This window comes from Acidobacteriota bacterium, assembly GCA_016195325.1.
Lineage (GTDB): Bacteria > Acidobacteriota > Polarisedimenticolia > JACPZX01 > JACPZX01 > JACPZX01.
Genome location: JACPZX010000017.1, coordinates 87,994 through 105,195, shown reverse-complemented (window position 1 = coordinate 105,195; position 17,202 = coordinate 87,994). Strand labels below are relative to the sequence as shown.

The 17,202-nt window shown below is 69.8% G+C and carries 15 protein-coding genes and 1 pseudogene; 11 read left to right on the top strand and 5 right to left on the bottom strand.

Going from position 1 to position 17,202, the window contains the following annotated elements; genetic code table 11:
• Positions 1-428: 428 nt before the first annotated feature.
• The 5 genes from HY049_03630 to HY049_03610 all read right to left on the bottom strand — a co-directional run bounded on the left by HY049_03630 (position 429) and on the right by HY049_03610 (position 5,246).
• The gene (locus tag HY049_03630; GenBank protein MBI3447997.1) at positions 429-623 is read right to left on the bottom strand and encodes a hypothetical protein; all 195 of its coding nucleotides are present in this window, start codon (positions 621-623) and stop codon (positions 429-431) included.
• 4 nt (positions 624-627) lie between these two features.
• Positions 628-1,500 carry an SPFH domain-containing protein gene (locus HY049_03625; protein MBI3447996.1) on the bottom strand — a complete coding sequence of 291 codons (873 nt, stop codon included), beginning with the start codon at positions 1,498-1,500 and terminating at the stop codon, positions 628-630.
• Positions 1,501-1,585: 85 nt separating this feature from the next.
• On the bottom strand, positions 1,586-3,031 hold the full coding sequence (locus HY049_03620; GenBank protein MBI3447995.1) for an insulinase family protein: 1,446 nt from the start codon (positions 3,029-3,031) through the stop codon (positions 1,586-1,588).
• Between the two features lie 2 nt (positions 3,032-3,033).
• Positions 3,034-4,440 carry an insulinase family protein gene (locus HY049_03615; GenBank protein ID MBI3447994.1) on the bottom strand — a complete coding sequence of 469 codons (1,407 nt, stop codon included), beginning with the start codon at positions 4,438-4,440 and terminating at the stop codon, positions 3,034-3,036.
• 95 nt (positions 4,441-4,535) lie between these two features.
• The gene (locus tag HY049_03610; protein ID MBI3447993.1) at positions 4,536-5,246 is read right to left on the bottom strand and encodes a 1-acyl-sn-glycerol-3-phosphate acyltransferase; all 711 of its coding nucleotides are present in this window, start codon (positions 5,244-5,246) and stop codon (positions 4,536-4,538) included.
• On the opposite strand from HY049_03610, the gene HY049_03605 reads away from it, so the two are divergent.
• The 11 genes and pseudogenes from HY049_03605 (at position 5,245) to HY049_03555 (ending at position 17,191) form a co-directional block, all read left to right on the top strand.
• Complete coding sequence (locus HY049_03605) at positions 5,245-7,356, top strand: hydantoinase/oxoprolinase family protein (protein MBI3447992.1); 2,112 nt, start codon at positions 5,245-5,247, stop codon at positions 7,354-7,356. The two genes, HY049_03610 and HY049_03605, sit on opposite strands and share 2 nt — an antisense overlap.
• Positions 7,353-8,924 (top strand): hydantoinase B/oxoprolinase family protein, encoded by a 1,572-nt coding sequence (locus HY049_03600; GenBank protein MBI3447991.1) that lies wholly within the window; start codon positions 7,353-7,355, stop codon positions 8,922-8,924. Before HY049_03605 ends, HY049_03600 begins: the two co-directional genes overlap by 4 nt.
• On the top strand, positions 8,921-9,370 hold the full coding sequence (locus HY049_03595) for a hypothetical protein (protein MBI3447990.1): 450 nt from the start codon (positions 8,921-8,923) through the stop codon (positions 9,368-9,370). Before HY049_03600 ends, HY049_03595 begins: the two co-directional genes overlap by 4 nt.
• A gap of 1 nt (position 9,371) precedes the next feature.
• Complete coding sequence (galE, locus tag HY049_03590) at positions 9,372-10,370, top strand: UDP-glucose 4-epimerase GalE (protein ID MBI3447989.1); 999 nt, start codon at positions 9,372-9,374, stop codon at positions 10,368-10,370.
• 39 nt (positions 10,371-10,409) lie between these two features.
• Positions 10,410-11,168, top strand: coding sequence for an ABC transporter permease (locus HY049_03585; protein MBI3447988.1), 759 nt, complete (start codon positions 10,410-10,412; stop codon positions 11,166-11,168).
• Positions 11,169-11,175: 7 nt separating this feature from the next.
• Positions 11,176-11,928 carry an ABC transporter ATP-binding protein gene (locus HY049_03580; protein MBI3447987.1) on the top strand — a complete coding sequence of 251 codons (753 nt, stop codon included), beginning with the start codon at positions 11,176-11,178 and terminating at the stop codon, positions 11,926-11,928.
• The gene (locus tag HY049_03575; protein MBI3447986.1) at positions 11,925-13,103 is read left to right on the top strand and encodes an MCE family protein; all 1,179 of its coding nucleotides are present in this window, start codon (positions 11,925-11,927) and stop codon (positions 13,101-13,103) included. The genes HY049_03580 and HY049_03575 overlap by 4 nt, the downstream gene beginning before the upstream one ends.
• Entirely contained in the window at positions 13,100-14,443 is a 1,344-nt protein-coding gene (locus HY049_03570; protein MBI3447985.1) for a nucleotide sugar dehydrogenase, read from the top strand. Before HY049_03575 ends, HY049_03570 begins: the two co-directional genes overlap by 4 nt.
• 31 nt (positions 14,444-14,474) lie before the next feature.
• On the top strand, positions 14,475-15,455 hold the full coding sequence (locus HY049_03565) for a GDP-mannose 4,6-dehydratase (protein ID MBI3447984.1): 981 nt from the start codon (positions 14,475-14,477) through the stop codon (positions 15,453-15,455).
• Positions 15,456-15,503: 48 nt separating this feature from the next.
• Positions 15,504-15,839: pseudogene (locus HY049_03560) on the top strand (glycosyltransferase family 2 protein).
• 29 nt (positions 15,840-15,868) lie between these two features.
• Positions 15,869-17,191 (top strand): UDP-glucose/GDP-mannose dehydrogenase family protein, encoded by a 1,323-nt coding sequence (locus HY049_03555; GenBank protein MBI3447983.1) that lies wholly within the window; start codon positions 15,869-15,871, stop codon positions 17,189-17,191.
• The last annotated feature ends 11 nt before the right edge of the window (positions 17,192-17,202 follow it).

Genomic DNA, 17,202 nt, shown 5'->3' with positions numbered 1-17,202 from the left:
GATCGGACCTCTGGTTGCGCCATGAGAGGGTGACCTCCCACTTGTCGACCCCTCCAGTTTCCGCGGGCGCGCCGGGCACGGGCGCGTCGAGTCTTGCGGCCACTCACCCCTGGGCGAAAGCGGGCCTTGCCTGGAGCATCAGCGCGGCGAGGGCGACGAGCGCGCCTCCGGCCACCCTGTGCGCGAGCTTGAACGACGGCATGCGAGATCCTCCGGGTCCACATGGTTGGTGGTGCCGCCGGTGGAGCAAGCCGCGGACCACGGGAGATGCGGCTCTTGCCTGTCGGGATCGCGTCGAGAACCGCTTGAGGTGGCAAGGCTTGGCGGGACGACGAGTCGGGGAGGGACGGCGCGCGAACCCATAGAGAGTAAGCGCCCCGAGCCGACGATCCTAGAGTCTATGCGCGTCGCGTCGGCGAGCCGCCCCCTCATCCCGGCTTTCGCTTCCCTGCCCCGCCGGCGCCGTGTTCCGGCTCCTTCATGCGGCCCGAGTCCCGGAGAGCCCGCCTCAGGACCCACTCGATCTGTCCGTTGAGGCTCCGGAGGTCCGCGTCGGCCCAGCGCTGGAGCGCCTCGAGCACCGCCGGGTCGACGCGGAGGAGAAACGGTCTGCGCTCGGCCACGGCGCTACTGGTAGAGGGTGCCGGTGTTGACGACGGGCTGGGTCGCGTGGTCGCTGCACAGGACGACGAGGAGGTTGCTCACCATCGAGGCCTTCCGCTCCTCGTCGAGGACGACGATCTTCTGCTCCGAGAGCTTCGCCAGCGCCATCTCCACCATTCCCACGGCCCCCTCGACGATCTTCTGCCGCGCGGCGATGATCGCCGAGGCCTGCTGGCGCCGCAGCATCGCCTGGGCGATCTCGGCGGCGTAGGCGAGGTGGCTGATGCGCGTCTCGATGACCGAGATCCCCGCCTGGTCGAGTCGTTCCTGCACCTCCTTCTTGAGGTGCTCGGCGATCTCCTTCGCGTTGGCGCGCAACGACATGTGCGAGTCCTCGTGGGAGTCGTACGAGTAGCTCGTCGCGAGATTCCGGAGCGCCGCCTCCGTCTGGACGTGCATGAAGTTCTCGTAGTTGTCGACCTGGAAAAGCGCCTCCGCGGTGTCCACGACCTTCCAGACGACGACCGCCGCGATCTCGATGGGGTTGCCGTCGAGATCGTTCACCTTGAGCTTGCTGCTCTCGAAGTTCCGGACGCGCATCGACACGCGCCGGGCGGTGAGGAACGGGTTCGTCCACCGGAGCCCCGGCTGCCTCACCGTGCCGGCGTACGCCCCGAAGAGCTGCATCACCTTCCCCTCGTTCGGCGCCACGACGACGAAGCCGAGGGCGCCGAGGACCACGCCGGCCGCGGTCGTGACGAGCCAGAAGACGATCATCGCGGGCCGGGCGTCGCGGATTCCCGCCGCGACGCCGAGGACGCCGCCGGCGAGGAGCGCCAGCAGGATGGGGATCACGATCAGTCCTGAGAGGGTCGGGCGGGTCGCTTCACGAATCATGGTCTGTCGCCTCCTTGAGCGTGTGGTTGCATAATGATATCACTTTGCAACCACACGTCAAGGGGCGATGTCGTGCGGGGGAGGATCAGTGCGCGGCGGCCTTCGGGTTCCCCTCCGCGTCGAAGACGGCGACCGGGCCGAACGATTCGAGCTCGGCCCGGACCTTCTCCCCGTCCCCGACGACGACGATGGCGGATCGGGACGTGTCGCAGAGGCTCTTCGCGGCGTCGCGCACCTGCTCGGGCGTAACGGCGCCGATCTTCGCGACGTACGTCTCGAGCTCGTCGGCCGGAAGCCCGAAGAAGCGCTGCTCGGCGAGGAGGCCGGAGAGGGCCGCGGGCCTCTCGAGCTGCAGCGTGAAGATCCCCGTGGCGAGCGTCTTCGCAGCGGTCAGCTCGGAGGGGTCCACGGTCTCGTTGCGCACGCGGTCCAGCTGCTTCAGGATCTCCGCCAGGGCGGGCTTCGTGACGTCGGTGCGCACCTCGGTGACCGCGCACCAGTCTCCCGACCGGAGGCGCGTGCGGAACTCGCTGTGGGCGTCGTAGGTGAACCCCTTCTCCTCGCGGAGCACGAGGAAGAGCCGGGACGCGGTCCCCGCCCCCACGACGCCGTCGAGCATGAGAGCCGGGAAATAGAGAGGATCGGTCCGGCGAATCCCGAGAGTGCCGACGACGATGTCGGATTGCACCGAGCCGGGCCTGTCGACGAGGAGGATCCGCCTCGCGGACGCGGCCGGAGGGTCGGGGAACCGAGGCGCGGCGACGGACCCTCCCTTCCAGCTCCCCAGCTTCGCGGTGATCTCCGCGAGGGCCGCCGCCTCCTCGACGTCTCCGACGACGACGAGGATCGCCGCTCCCGGCACGAACATCTTCCGGTGGAACTCGGCGATCGCCCCCCTTTCCATCGCGTCAATCGACGCGTCGGTGGGGGAGGTTCTCGCGTAGGGGGAGCTCCCGTACACGGCGCCCGCGAACCTCTGGCGGGCGAGCCACGCGGGCTGCGCGCGGTTCTGCGCGAGTTCCTGCTTCATGTTCGCCTTCCGGAGCGCGACCTCGGCCTGCGGGAACGAGGGGTTGAGGATCTCGTCCGCCAGGAGCGAGGCCAGCCGCGGGACGAACTCGGAGAGAACGGAGCCGGACACGGTGACCGAGTCGGGGCCCGCGCTCGCCGTCAGGGAGCCTCCGATTGCGGCGAGCTCATCCGCGATCTGGCGGCTCGTCCGCGAGGTCGTTCCCTCCTCGAGCAGGTCCGCCGTCACCTGGCAGATGCCGGGGAGGCCGGCCGGATCCGATGTGGTCCCGAACGGAAGGACCAGGGTCATGTTCACGAGCGGCAGCCGGTGATCCTCGACGACGCGGACGAGCAGGCCGTTCGGCAGCATCGTGTCGTGGATCTTCGGGAGCTTCACCGGTCGGGGCGAGCCGGAAAGCGGTGCAGGGGCCTTCGGCGCGGGCGTCGCCGCGAGGGAGAGAGGCATCGCCGCGAGAAGGGCCGCGGCGATCGAAGTCATCGCCCCGGGGGGAACGCGCATGATCACTTCGCCTCCTTCACGCCGGCGGCCGCCGGCGTCGCGCCGGCCGGGGCCGGCTGGATCTCGATAACCACGCGGTTCGACGCGACGAGGAAGCTCGCCGCCGCCTGACGGATGTCCGAGGACGAGACGTCCAGGAACCTGGGGATGTCGGTGGTCATCCTCGAGGCGTCGCCGTCCACCGCCGCGTAGATGCCGAGCCGCGTCGCGCGGTCGAGGGTGGACGTGAGTCCCCTCACGACCTTCGAGCGGAACTGCACCTTCGCCCGCTCGAGCTCGTCCGCCGGAACCCCCTCCTTCGCGATCCGGTCGATCTCGGACTGGACCTCCGAAACGATGCCGTTGGCGTCGATCGACGGCTTGTAGATGACGAAGAGGCCGTACAGGCCGGGGCTCCGGTACTCGACGTAGTCGCCCAGGGGCATCCCCATGTCCCCCTGGATGGAGACCGCGACTTCCTTCCCCTTGACGAGATCCTGGTAGAGCCGCGAAGCGTTACCTTCGAAGAGGACCCCCTGAAGCAGCGCCAGGGCGTAGTAGTCCGTCGTGCTCCGCGCCGGCCCCCGCCACGCGATGACCACGCCGGGGGTCGGCGCCTGGACGTCCTTGACCGCCCTGCGCACCTCGCCGCCGGCGGGGGGCTCGGTCGAGTCGACGGCGATGGGGGAGGGCTGCCTCGGAATGGATCCGAACTCCCGCACGATGAGCCGCTTCGCCTCCGCGGGATCGAAGTCGCCCACGAGGACCAGCGTCGCGTTGTTTGGCGCGTAGTACGTGGTGAAGAAGTCCTGCACGTCTTTCACCGAGGCCGCGTTCAGGTCGTCGAACGATCCGATCGTCGAGTGCCGGTTCGCGTAGTTCTTGAAGGCGACGTCGGTGAGCTGGTTCGCGAGCGCGTCGGCGTACGGCTGGTTGTCGATGCCGAGCCGCTTCTCCTCCTTCACCGCCTCCTGCTGGTTCTTCAGGTTCTCGGCGTTGATGGCGAGCGAGCGCATCCGGTCGGCCTCGAGCCAGATCGCCAGCTCCAGCCGGTGGGCGGGGAGCTCGGCGTAGTAGTTCGTGTAGTCCTCGTGGGTCGATCCGTTGAAGATCCCGCCGTTGCTCTCGACGTACTTGAAGTACTCCCCCTTCCCGACGTTGGGGGTCCCCTGGAACATCATGTGCTCGAAGAGATGCGCGAACCCCGATCGCCCCGCGGGCTCGGCCCGGGATCCGACCGCGTAGTCGATCGAGTAGGCGATGACGGGGAAGGCGTGATCCTCGGACAGCACCACCTTGAGCCCGTTGTCCAGTGTGAAGGTCGTGAGCGGGACGGACGGCACAGCGCTCTTCGACCCGGCGGCGAGGACCACGGTCACCGGCGCCGCGAGAAGCAGGGCCGCGACCGCGAGCGATCTGATTCGATTCATCGGGTTCTCCCTTGAGCGTGGCGAGGAACGCGCCTCGACGCGTCCCGGTTCACGGGGCACGGCAGCGCGCCCCCGCACGTACGCCGATCCTGCGCTCAGGTTTCGAGCCTTTCGAGACCGGCGGCGAGCGCTGCGCGCACCTCGGCCACGAGCTCCTCGAGGTCGTCGGCCGAGCGGCCCCGCGTCGCGATCGGATCTCCCACCACGACGTCGATGCGCCCGGGGCGGATCCGGAGGGCCCCCTTGGGAAGGACCGCGTGGCTCCCGCGGATGCTGACGGGCACGATGGGCGCGCCGCTCCGCAGGGCCAGGTGGAAGCCGCCCTTCTTGAGCGGCTGGAGAGTCCCGTCGTCGCTCCGCGTTCCCTCGCCGAAGATCAGCACCGAGCGCCCCCGCCGCACCTTCTCCGCCGCGCGCTCGATGCTGAGGAGGGCTCGCTCGCGCCGCCCGCGATCCACCGGGATGAAGCCCGCGAGCCAGATCGCCCAGCCGAATACGGGTATCCAGAACAGCTCGCGCTTCGCGAGGACGCGGTACTGTCCCGGGAGGGCGAGGAGCAGCGCGAGGATGTCTACGTTGCTGGCGTGATTGCACAGGATCACGCACGGCGCGGCGCGCCGCAGGTTCTCCGGGCCGATCGCGCGCACCCTCACGCCGCAGGCGGTCGTGATCGCGAGCGCCCAGGGGCGCGCGAACCAGAGGAGGGGATCTCCGTTCGGGATCAGGATCAGCGCGACGATCGCCAGGACGCCGAAGAACGCGGTGCTCACCGCGATGACGATCGCGTGAAAGGCGATTCTCAGCATGGCGCGCGAGGATACGCGCGGCGCCGCGCCCCCGCAACGCGCAGGCCCGCCCCTTCGACGCGGGCGTCATGTAGAATCGCTCGCTTCGCCGGGAGCGAGGCGCGGGCGATCGGGGGGAGTTCCACTGCGAATCGGCATCGACACGGGCGGCACGTTCACCGACGTCGTGGTCGCGGGCGACCGGGGGGTCGTCTCGTTCAAGGTGCCTTCGACGCCCGCCGATCCCTCGATCGCCATCCTGGGCGCTCTCGCCGCCGCAGGATGGCGGGAGGGATCCGCGGCCCCAGCCGCCGGCATCGAGGTCGTCCACGGCTCGACGGTGGCCACCAACGCGCTCCTGGAAGGGAAAACGGCGCGCGTCGCCCTCGTCACGACCGCCGGGTTCGAGGACGTGCTCGAGATCGGCCGGCAGTCGCGCCCTTCGCTCTACGATCTCGAGGCGACGCGGCCGCCCCCCCTGGTGTCGAGGGATCTGCGGTTCGGGATCCCGGAGCGCGTTCTCGCCGACGGATCGATCCGCCGGCCCCTCGACGCCGGCGCCGTCCGGCGCGCCGCGGAGGCGGCGGTGCGCGCCGGGGCCGACGCGGTCGCCGTCTGCTTCCTCCATTCCTACATCCGGCCCGGTCACGAGGCCGAGGCGGCGCGCCTGCTCCGGGAGATCTTCCACGGCCCTGTCACGATCTCGTCGTCGCTCGTGCGCGAGTTCCGCGAGTATGAGCGGTGCAGCACCGCGGCGGTCAACGCGGCCGTCTCGCCCCTGGTCGGCAAATACCTCCGACGGCTCGAGGGGGGGCTTGAGGCGGGGTCGCTCACGATCATGGGGAGCAACGGCGGCGCGCTCGCTCCGGGCGTCGCCTCGGACGAGGCCGTCCGGACCGTCCTCTCGGGGCCCGCCGCCGGAGTCGTCGCCGCGCGCCGCGCCTGCGCCGCCGTCGGCATCGGCCGGCTCGTCTCGTTCGACATGGGCGGCACGTCGACCGACGTCTCCCTGGTCCCCGATCAGATCCTCCTGTCGGGTGAGACCGTGGTCGCCGGCTATCCGATCCGGACGCCCGTCGTGGACATCCACACCGTGGGGGCCGGCGGCGGCTCGATCGCCTGGATCGATCCGGGGGGGGCGCTCAAGGTGGGCCCGAGGAGCGCCGGCGCCGATCCCGGCCCGGCGTGCTACGGGCACGGCGGCCCCGCGACCGTGACCGACGCGAACCTCTTCCTGGGGAGGATCGTCCCCGAGCGCTTCCTCGACGGGAAGATGGCGCTCGACGCCGCGGCGGCGGAGCGCGCGATCGGAGCGCTCGCCGCGTCGCTCGGGATGTCCCTCGAGGAGACGGCGTCCGGCATCCTCGACGTCGCCAACGTGACGATGGCGCGGGCGATCCGGCATGTCTCCCTCTTCCGCGGGTTCGATCCCGCCGGGTTCGCCCTCTGCGCTTTCGGCGGCGCCGGTGGCCTGCACGCGTCGAGCGTCGCCGCCGCGGCGGGGATCGACGAGGTCCTGGTGCCCGCCGAGCCCGGGGTCCTGTCGGCGTGGGGGCTCCTGGCGGGAGACCTCGTCGCGGATCGATCGGAGACGGTGCTCGTCCCCGCGGGGCCCGTCAGCGACTCCGCCCTGAGATCGAGCTTCGCGCGGCTCGCCTCGGAGGCGAGCTCGATTCTCCTCGGGACCGAGCGCCCCGCGTCCGCGGGAGATCGCGTCGTCGTCGAGCGCACCATCGACGCGCGATACCGCGGCCAGTCGCATGAGATCGCAGTCCCTGCGGACGGCGACTGGATCGCCGCCTTCCACGCCGAGCACTTCAGGCGCTACGGGTTCGACCGGCGCGGCGACGACGTCATCGCGGTGACCGTGCGCGTCGCCGCGCGCCTTCCCGTCGCGCCGGTCCCCTTCGCCGCCCCCGAGCGGCGCGAGGCCGGCCGCCGACCGGCGCGCCTCTGGGATCGCGGGGAGTGGCGCGAGGGGGTCTCGATCGAGAGAGGGGGGCTGACTCCCGGAGAGACCGTCCGGGGGCCCGCGGTGGTCACAGAGGCCGGCGCCACGACCTTCGTCCCGTCGGGATCGAGCGCGATCGCGGGGGCCGACGGCTCCCTGCGGATTCGGAGGGCTCGATGACGCTGCCCGTGCAGATCGAGATCTTCCGGAATCTCTTCGCGTCGGTCTGCGACGAGATGGGGGCGGTGCTGAGGCGCGCGGCCTACTCGCCGAACATCAAGGAGCGCTGCGACTACTCGTGCGCGCTCTTCGACGGCGCCGGCCGGCTGATCGCGCAGGGGGACCACATGCCCGTGCATCTCGGCTCGATGCCCGCGTCGGTGCGCGCCGTGCTCGACGCGATGCACCTCGCTCCCGGGGACATCGCGGCGGTGAACGATCCCTTCGCGGGCGGAACCCACCTCCCCGACATCACGATGGTCGCCCCGTACTACGGCTCGGACCCGGAGTCGCCGCTCTTCTACTCCGCGAACCGCGCCCATCACTCGGACATCGGCGGGATGTCTCCGGGCTCGATGCCGCTCGCCTCCGAGATCTTCCAGGAGGGGCTCCGGATCCCCCCCGTCCGCTTCGCGCGCGGGGGACGCGTCGACGATGACCTGCTGGCGATGATCCTCGCCAACGTGAGGACCCCCCGCGAGCGGTCGGGGGATCTGCGAGCGCAGATCGCCTCGCTCGACGTGGGGCGCGCCCGCGTGGCGCAGATGTGCGCGACGTACGGAGAGGCGGCGGTGCAGGAGAGGGCCGCCGAGCTCCACGCGTACGCCGAGCGCGGCACCCGGGCCCTCCTCGCGACGCTCCCCCCGGGAATCTACGAGTTCGAGGACGCCCTCGAGGACGACGGTTTCGGGAGCGGGCCGTTGCCGATTCGCGTCCGCATCACGCTGCGGGATCGCGAGGCGATCGTCGATTTCACCGGCACCGCGCCTCAGACCGCCGGGCCCGTGAATGCCGTCGAGGCGATCACGCGCTCGTCCGTGCTCTACGCCTTCCGATGCCTCCTGCCGGTCGAGGTGCCCGCGAACGACGGATGCTTCGTCCCGATCCGGCTCATCGCCCCGCCGGGAACGATCGTCAACGCGAACCCGCCCGCCGCCGTCGCCGCCGGCAACGTCGAGACGTCGCAGCGCATCGTCGACGTCGTCTTCGGGGCCCTCGCGCGCGCGATCCCCGGGCGGATCCCGGCCGCGAGCGCCGGGACGATGAACAACGTCGCCATCGGCGGGACGGATCCCGCGACGGGCGCCGCCTTCGCGTACTACGAGACCCTGGGAGGGGGCATGGGGGGGCGGCCGGGGAGCGACGGCCTGAGCGCGGTGCACACCCACATGACCAACTCGCTCAACACCCCCATCGAGGCGATCGAGCACGATTTCCCCGTGGTGATCCGCCGCTACAGCCTGCGCGCGGGCTCCGGCGGCGAAGGCCTGAGGCGCGGCGGCGACGGCCTCGTCCGCGAGTACGAGTTCCTCGCGCCGGCGGAGGTGACGGTGCTGTCCGAGCGGAGATCGCTCCGCCCGTGGGGCGCCGCGGGGGGCGAGGCGGGGGCGCCCGGCCGGGACACCCTGGTGGGGCGCGACGGGAGTGAAGAGCGGATGCCCGGGAAATTCCGGGCGCGCGTGGCGAAGGGTGACGTGCTCATCGTGGAGACGCCCGGCGGCGGAGGGTGGGGGAGACGCAAGCCATGAACACCGGGACCTTCGTTTGGATCGTGCGGGCCACCATGCTCGCCGGCGCCCTGTACGATCTCTTCTTCGCCATCTGCATCCTCGCGGCGCCCGCGGCTCTCGCGGGCGCGCTGGGCCTCGAGATGCCGCAGCAGCAGATCTACCTCCGGTTTCTCGGAGTCTTCCTGGCCGGCGTCCCGGCCTTCTACCTCATGCCCGTGCTCCACCCCGGCCGATACCTCGGCAACGTCGTCGCCGCGGCGCTCCTGCGCGCTCTCGGCGGCGTCTTCCTCGTGGTCGCCGTGCTCGGGTACGGCGAGCCGAAGGCCTTCCTCGTGCTCGCGGCGGCCGATCTCGCCTTCGCGGCCGTGCACTACCTTTCGCTCGTTCCGTTCGCCGGGCTCGCGGTGTGGAAGCTCACCGGAGTCGATCTGTCGCCGCGCGGCGCGGCCACCGGAGGTTCCTGACATGGACGTTCTCGTGACGGGTGGGGCCGGGTACATCGGCTCGTTCATCGTGCAGCTGCTCCGCTCCCGCGGGGACCGCGCCATCGTGCTCGACGATCTCAGCGAGGGACACACCCGCGCCGTCGGCCGGACGGATCTCGTCGTCGGCGACATCGTCGATCCCGAGGCGGTCGACCGCGCCCTCTCGCTCGGGGAGGTGCGCGCCGTCATCCACATGGCGGCCTCCGCGCAGGTCGGCCAGTCGATGCGCGACCCGGCCGCCTACTACGAGAACAATCTGGTCAAGTCGATCGCCTTCCTGAACCTCGTGCGGGCGCGGGGCGTTGCGAAGCTCGTCTTCTCCTCGACCGCCGCGGTGTACGGGGAGCCGGTCAGCGTGCCGATCACCGAGGAGCACCCCACGGCGCCGACGAACCCGTACGGGGCGACGAAGCTCGCCTTCGAGCACGCGCTGCGCTGGTACGGCGAGGCCTACGGGTTCCGCTCGATCGCGCTGCGCTACTTCAACGCCTCGGGGGGCGGGCTCCCGGCGGGATCGATGGGCGAGGACCACGATCCCGAGACGCACCTCGTCCCGAACATCCTGCGCGCCGCGCTCGGGGTCTGCGACTTCGTCGAGATCTTCGGGACCGACTATCCGACGGCGGACGGGACGTGCCTGCGCGACTACGTGCACGTGCTTGATCTCGCGGAGGCCCACGTCCTGGCGCTGCGGGCGCTCGACGCGCCGTCCGCGGGGGCGGCCTTCCGCGCGTACAATCTCGGCGCCGATCAGGCGGCGAGCGTGAGGGACGTGATCCGCGTCGCCGAGGAGGTCTCGGGCCGATCGATCCGCGTGCTCGAGGCGGGGCGCCGCCCGGGCGACCCCGCGCTCCTCCTCGCCTCGTCCGCGCGGCTGAAGAAAGAGCTCGGATGGAGCCCGCGTTTCAGCGACCTGAAGACGATTATCGACTCGGCGCTCGCGTGGCATCGCGATCACCCGCGGGGCTACGGCGACTGACGGTCGCCGCCCCCGCCCCGTGTGTCATAATCGCCCGCGATGGGGGAGATCCTGAGGAACGGCCTCGAGGAGGTGGGCGGGGTCGCGATTCTGTTCCGCGCGGCGGTGAGGCAGATCTTCTCCCGCCCGTTCGAGGGCGAGCAGATCCGCCATCAGCTCTTCCAGTTGGGGGTGCGATCGCTGTCGATCACCACGATCACGGCGGTCTTCACCGGCATGGTCCTCGCGCTCGAGACCGCGTACACGCTGGCGCAGTACGGCGCGCGCATGCTCATCGGCAAGGCGGTCGCTCTCTCGATGGTGCAGGAGCTCGGCCCCGTTCTGACCGCGATCGTGGTGGCCGGGAGGGTCGGCGCGGGGATCACCGCGGAGATCGGGACGATGAACGTCACCGAGCAGGTGGACGCGATCCGCGCGCTCGGCGCAGACCCGGTCAAGAAGCTCGTCATGCCGAAGGTCGTCGCCACCTTCCTGATGGTCCCGGCGCTGACGGTGCTGGCGGACTTCGTCGGCATCCTCGGCGGGCTCTTCATCAGCGTCATGGAGCTGGGCCAGTCGGGGTCGTACTATCTGAGGCAGGTCGTCACGACGCTGAGCTTCCGGGACGTCTTCACGGGGACGGGCAAGACGCCGGTCTTCGCGCTCATCATCGCGCTCGTCGCGTGCTACAACGGGCTGCGCGCGTCGGGGGGCGCCGACGGCGTCGGCCGGGCGACGACGCGCACCGTGGTCACGGCGTCGATCGCGATCCTCGTCTCCAACTTCTTCCTGACGAAGCTCTTCTTCGTCGTGCTCTGAGGGGCCGGTGGCGGAGCCCTTCATCCGGTTCGAGGACGTCAGGAAGTCGTTCGGGCCGAAGGTGGTCCTCGACGGCGTGACGCTCGACGTGCCGAGAGGCGAGACGATGGTCGTGCTCGGCGGGAGCGGCACCGGGAAGAGCGTGCTGCTCCGGCACGTCATCGGGCTGCACCGGCCGGACGGAGGGCGCGTCTTCGTCGACGGGGACGACGTCACGGACTACCCGGAGGAGCGGTTCATGGCGGTGCGCCGCAAGGTGAGCATGCTCTTCCAGGCCGGGGCCCTCTTCGATTCGATGAACGTGTATGAGAACATCGCCTTCGGGCTCAGGGAGCACACGCGGATGACGGAGGAGGAGATCGGCGCGCGGGTCGCCGGGAAGCTGGAGCTCGTGGAGCTCCCGGGGGTGGAGGCGCTGACGCCCGCGGATCTTTCCGGAGGCATGCGCAAGCGCGTGGCGCTCGCGCGCGCGATCGCGCTCGAGCCGGCCGGCCTGCTCTACGACGAGCCGACCACGGGGCTCGATCCGATCACGGCCGGGGCCATCAACCATCTCATACGGAATCTCCAGCGCGCCCTCGGGGTCACGGCCATCGTCGTGACGCACGACATCGACAGCGCGTTCACGGTGGGGGATCGCATGGCGTTCCTGCATGAAGGGAAGCTGCTCTTCACAGGCACCGTGGCGGAGGCCCGGGCCAGCGCGGAGCCCAGGCTCCGCGCGTTCCTCGACGGTGCGCGACGGGGAGGTGACCGATGACCGGACCGAAGCGCGCCGGACGGGACCTGAGCGTCGGCCTGGTCCTGACCGTCGCGGCCCTGATCTTCGCCGTGGGGCTCTTCGCCATCGGCAGCGAGAGCCGCCTCTGGTCCCGGAAGGTCGCGTACAGGATCCGGCTCGCGAACACCAACGGGCTCCAGGTCGGCTCGCCGGTGCGGCTCGTCGGGGTGCAGGTCGGGACGGTGACGGAGGTGGTCCTCCCCGAGGACCCTCAAAGGAGCGACATCGACATCGTCCTCAAGGTGGACCATGCCGTCGAATCGCGCATTCGCCGGGACACGACGGCCACGCTCAAGGTCCTCTCCCTGCTCGGCGGCGACAAGTTCCTGGATCTCACCCCCGGGAGCGCGCGGGAGCCCGTCCTCGAGCCCGGGTCGTACATCCAGGTGCCCGAGGGGATGGGGATGGAGGAGTTCCAGGCGCTCGGGGCCTCGATCGCCGACGATCTCCAGGGGATCACGAAGGGGCTCAAGGTGATCCTCGACCAGCTCCAGAACCGCGAGACCTTTCTCGGCTCCGCCCTCTTCGATCCGAACTTCGGGAAGGAGACGATCTCCAGCCTGAAGGAATCCGTCGCCACCACGAACTCCATCCTCGGGAAGGTGGACCGGGGGCAGGGGCTGGCGGGGCGGCTGCTCGCGGACCGGGAGCTCGCCGACACCACCGTCGCGCGCGTCGAGACCTCGCTCGGTCGCATCGAGGCGATCCTCGGCCGCCTCGCCGACGAAAAAGGCGTGGCGATGCAGGCGCTGGCGCCCGACGGATCCGTGAGCCAGATTCTAGCCAATCTCCAGGCGACCACCGGGACGATGAAGGGCCTCGTCCAGGAGATCCGGGACGGGAAGGGCCTCGCCGGTCGCCTCGTCACGGACGACGAGGTCGCGGGCCAGGTCCTCGGCGATCTGAAGAAGGTCACGGAAAACCTCAGGGAGATCACCGAGAAGCTCAACCACGGGGACGGGACCGCCGGAGCGTTCATCAACGACCCGACCCTCTATCGAGATCTTCAGGACGTGCTGCACGGGGTCCAGAAGAGCAAGATGATGTCGTGGTTCGTCCGGCACTATCGCGAGAAAGGAGAGAAGGAGCGCTTGAAGGATCCCAACAACGACGGCACGACGAAGCCGGAGCCCGTCTCGCCGGAGGGGCTGTGAAGCGAGCCGCGGGGAACGGCCGGAAGATCGCCGACGACCTGCGCGCCAGGGTGGACTCGAGGCGCGCGCAGATCGGAATCCTGGGCCTGGGGTACGTGGGCCTGCCTCTCGCGCTGGAGTTCTCGCGGCAGGGCTTCCGGGTCCACGGCATCGACGTCGACGCAAGAAAGGTCGACTCCCTGAAGCGGGGGCGCTCGTACGTCCAGGACGTCTCGTCGAAGGCGCTGCGGGAGGCGCTGGGCGCCGGCAGGCTCAGCGCGACGTCGGATTTCGAGATCATCCGGAAGCTCGACGCGGTCATCGTCTGCGTGCCGACTCCGCTCCGCAAGACGCGCGATCCCGACATCTCCTACATCGTCTCGGCTCTCGACGAGATCGCGCCGCGCGTCCACCGGGGGATGCTCATCGTCCTCGAGTCGACGTCGTATCCCGGGACCACCGAGGAGATCATGCTGCCGAGCCTCCAGGAAGGGGGCCTGCGGGCCGGCGTCGATTTCTTCCTGGCCTTCTCGCCGGAGCGCGTCGATCCCGGGAACGCCCGGTACGGGATCCGCAACACCCCCAAGGTCGTCGGCGGGATCACCCTCGCGTGCGGCCGCATGGCGGCCCACCTCTACCAGCAGGCGGTGGAGAGGGTCGTCCCCGTGAGCTCGGCGCGCGCCGCCGAGATGATCAAGCTCCTCGAGAACACGTTCCGATCCGTGAACATCGGCCTGGTGAACGAGATCGCGCTCATCTGCGACCGGCTCAAGCTCGACGTCTGGGAGATCATCTCGGCGGCGGCGACGAAGCCCTTCGGCTTCATGCCGTTCTACCCCGGGCCGGGTCTCGGCGGCCACTGCATCCCGATCGATCCCCACTACCTCTCGTGGAAGCTGCGGACGCTCGACTACCAGGCGCGGTTCATCGAGCTGGCGGCGGAGGTCAACGGGCAGATGCCGAACTACGTGCTCGGCAAGGTGGTCGACGCGCTGAACGTGCGCCGCAAGGCGCTTCGCGGCGCGAAGGTGCTCGTCGTCGGCGTCGCGTACAAGCGGGACACCAACGACACGCGCGAGTCGCCGGCCCTCGACCTGATGCGCCTGCTGCGGGAGAGGGGGGCCGTGGTCCGGTATCACGATCCGCACGTGCCGGCCCTTCACGGCGGCTCCCATGGCCCGGCCGCGACGTCGGTCCCGCTCACGCGCGGATCGCTCCGGGGCCTCGACTGCGCGGTCATCGTCACCGATCACGCCGACGTCGACTACCAGAGAATCCTCGACGGAGTGCCGGTTCTCGTCGACACGCGCAACGCCACGCGGAGCCTCAAGCGCGGCCGCTCGAAGCTCGTGAAGCTCTGAGGGGGCCGCAGCCACGGGAGGGGGATCGCACGTGAGCACAGTGCTCGTGACGGGGGGCGCCGGGTTCATCGGCTCGCACCTCTGCGAAAGGCTGCTGGCCCGCGGGGATCGGGTCGTCGCTCTCGACAACTTCGATCCCTTCTACGACGAGGCGATCAAGCGCGACAACGTGGCCGCCGCGCTCGCGCATCCGCGCTACCGCCTCATCACGGGGGACATCCGGAGCGCCGCGACCGTCGACGAGGTCCTGGGCGCGGAGAGGTTCGACGTCGTCGTCCACCTCGCCGCGCGCGCGGGCGTGAGACCGTCGATCGCGGAGCCGGCCCTGTACAGCGACGTGAACCTCACGGGCACGTCGGTCCTGCTCGAGGCGTGCCGGCGGCACGGTCCCCGTCGCTTCGTCTTCGGGTCGTCCTCCTCCGTCTACGGCGACGCGAACAAGGTCCCGTTCGCGGAGAGCGATCCGGTGACCCATCCGGTCTCCCCCTACGCGGCCACGAAGGCGGCGGGGGAGCTCCTGTGCTATGCCCACCACCACGTGCACGCCCTCGACGTCACGTGCCTGAGATTCTTCACGGTCTACGGCCCGCGCCAGCGCCCCGAGATGGCGATCCACAAGTTCGCGCGCGAGATCCTCGAAGGGCGGCCCCTTCCCCGTTACGGCGACGGCTCGACCGAGCGCGACTACACGTACGTCGACGACATCATCGAAGGCGTCGTGAGGGCGATGGACAGGGTCTCGGGGTTCCACATCTACAACCTCGGGGAGTCGCGCCGCGTGCCGCTCTCTTCGCTCATCGCGATCCTCGAGCGCGAGATCGGGACGCCGGCGAAGATCCAGGCCATGCCGAACCAGCCCGGGGACGTCCGCATGACGTGGGCGGACGTCTCGCGCGCGCGCGAGGAGCTGGGGTACGACCCGAAGGTGCCCATCGAGGAGGGGATCCGGCGCTTCGTAGCGTGGCTGAAGGATCGGCGGCCGGGAAATCGCGCCGGGGTCGTCTCCTCTTGAAGGCCTCCGTCGTCATCCCGGTCTTCAACGAGGTCCACACGGTGCTCGTTCCTGGCGGGGCCCCACCGCGTTCACCTTTTCTGGCATTATGCCGGCAATCGCTTTCTGACGCTCCTGAGCAACATGCTCTCGAACATCAACCTGACCGACATGGAGACCTGCTACAAGGTCTTCAGGCGCCGGGTCCTCGACGGCCTGAAGCTGCGATCGGATCGCTTCGGGTTCGAGCCCGAGTTCACGATGAAGGTCGCGCGGCGGGGATGGCGGATCTACGAGGTCCCCATCTCCTATCACGGCCGCGACTACGCTCAGGGAAAGAAAATCGGCTGGAAGGACGGCGTCGCGGCGATCTGGTGCATCGTCAAGTACCGCTTCGTCGACTGACGCGCGCGAGGCCCGAGGGGACGCATCGAATGAACATCGCCGTCGTGGGAACGGGGTACGTCGGGTTGGTGACCGGGGCGTGCTTCGCCGAGTTCGGCGTCCACGTGACGTGCGTGGACAAGATCGAGGAGAAGGTCCGCGATCTGAAAGCCGGCAGGATGCCGATCTACGAGCCCGGCCTCGAGGAGATGGTCGAGCGCAACGTGCGGCAGGGGCGATTGAGCTTCACGACCGATCTCGCCACCGCCGTCGAGCAGTCGCTCGTCATCTTCATCGCCGTCGGCACCCCGCCGGACGAGTCCGGCGCCGCCGACCTGACCTTCGTCCGGGACGTCGCGCTCGCGGTCGCGCGCCACCTCAACGAGTACAAGGTCGTCGTCACCAAGAGCACCGTCCCGATGGGAACCGGATCGATGATCCGCAAGCTCATCGAGGAGAACCGGAAGTCCGAGATCGCCTTCTCGGTCGCCAGCAACCCCGAGTTCCTCCGCGAGGGGGCCGCCGTGGAGGACTTCATGCGGCCGAACCGAGTGGTGATCGGGACGGAGGACCCGCAGGCGACGGCCATCCTGAGGGATCTGTACCGCCCTCTCTACCTGATCGAGACGCCGTTCCTCACCACCGACGTCGTCACGGCCGAGATGATCAAGTACGCGAGCAACGCCTTCCTCGCGACCAAGATCTCCTTCATCAACGAGATCGCCAACCTCTGCGATCGCATCGGAGCCGACGTCCACGACGTCGCTCGCGGGATGGGGCTCGACAACCGGATCGGCCGCAAGTTCCTCCACCCCGGCCCCGGGTTCGGCGGCTCGTGCTTCCCCAAGGACACCCAGGCCGTCGCGCAGATCGCGCGCAACCGCGGGTACCGCCTTCGCATCGTCGAGGCCGTGATGGAGGTCAACGACCAGCAGATCGGGGAGGTCATCGGCAAGGTGCGCGATCTCGTCGGCGAGCCGAAGGGGAAGACGGCCGCCCTTCTCGGGATCTCGTTCAAGCCGAACACGGACGACATCCGCGAGTCGCCGGCGCTGCGGGTCGCCGAGATCCTCGGGGAGTGGGGGATGAAGATCCGCGCGTACGATCCGGTGGCCATGGAGGCGGCGCGCAAGGTGCTGAAGGGTGTCACCTTCGCGCAGAGCGAGTACGACGCGGCGGAGGGGGCGGACGTCCTCGTCGTCGCCACCGAGTGGAACCAGTTCCGGCAGCTCGACCTCGGCCGCCTCAAGAAGGTGATGAAGTCCCCGGCCATCGTGGACCTCCGGAACATCTACGAGGTATCTGAGATGTCGCGGCTCGGTTTCAGCTACCGCTGCGTGGGCCGGCCGGGGGTCGACGCGGGCAAGCGCTGACGGGCCGGAAC

Excerpts from the sequence above, each read along its gene's own strand:
- HY049_03625 (MBI3447996.1), bottom strand. The coding sequence starts at position 1,500 with ATGATTCGTGAAGCGACCCGCCCGACCCTCTCAGGACTGATCGTGATC.
- HY049_03620 (MBI3447995.1), bottom strand. The coding sequence starts at position 3,031 with ATGCGCGTTCCCCCCGGGGCGATGACTTCGATCGCCGCGGCCCTTCTC.
- HY049_03615 (MBI3447994.1), bottom strand. The coding sequence starts at position 4,440 with ATGAATCGAATCAGATCGCTCGCGGTCGCGGCCCTGCTTCTCGCGGCG.
- HY049_03605 (MBI3447992.1), top strand. The coding sequence starts at position 5,245 with ATGGCGCGCGAGGATACGCGCGGCGCCGCGCCCCCGCAACGCGCAGGC.
- HY049_03610 (MBI3447993.1), bottom strand. The coding sequence starts at position 5,246 with ATGCTGAGAATCGCCTTTCACGCGATCGTCATCGCGGTGAGCACCGCG.
- HY049_03600 (MBI3447991.1), top strand. The coding sequence starts at position 7,353 with ATGACGCTGCCCGTGCAGATCGAGATCTTCCGGAATCTCTTCGCGTCG.
- HY049_03595 (MBI3447990.1), top strand. The coding sequence starts at position 8,921 with ATGAACACCGGGACCTTCGTTTGGATCGTGCGGGCCACCATGCTCGCC.
- galE (MBI3447989.1), top strand. The coding sequence starts at position 9,372 with ATGGACGTTCTCGTGACGGGTGGGGCCGGGTACATCGGCTCGTTCATC.
- HY049_03585 (MBI3447988.1), top strand. The coding sequence starts at position 10,410 with ATGGGGGAGATCCTGAGGAACGGCCTCGAGGAGGTGGGCGGGGTCGCG.
- HY049_03575 (MBI3447986.1), top strand. The coding sequence starts at position 11,925 with ATGACCGGACCGAAGCGCGCCGGACGGGACCTGAGCGTCGGCCTGGTC.
- HY049_03555 (MBI3447983.1), top strand. The coding sequence starts at position 15,869 with ATGAACATCGCCGTCGTGGGAACGGGGTACGTCGGGTTGGTGACCGGG.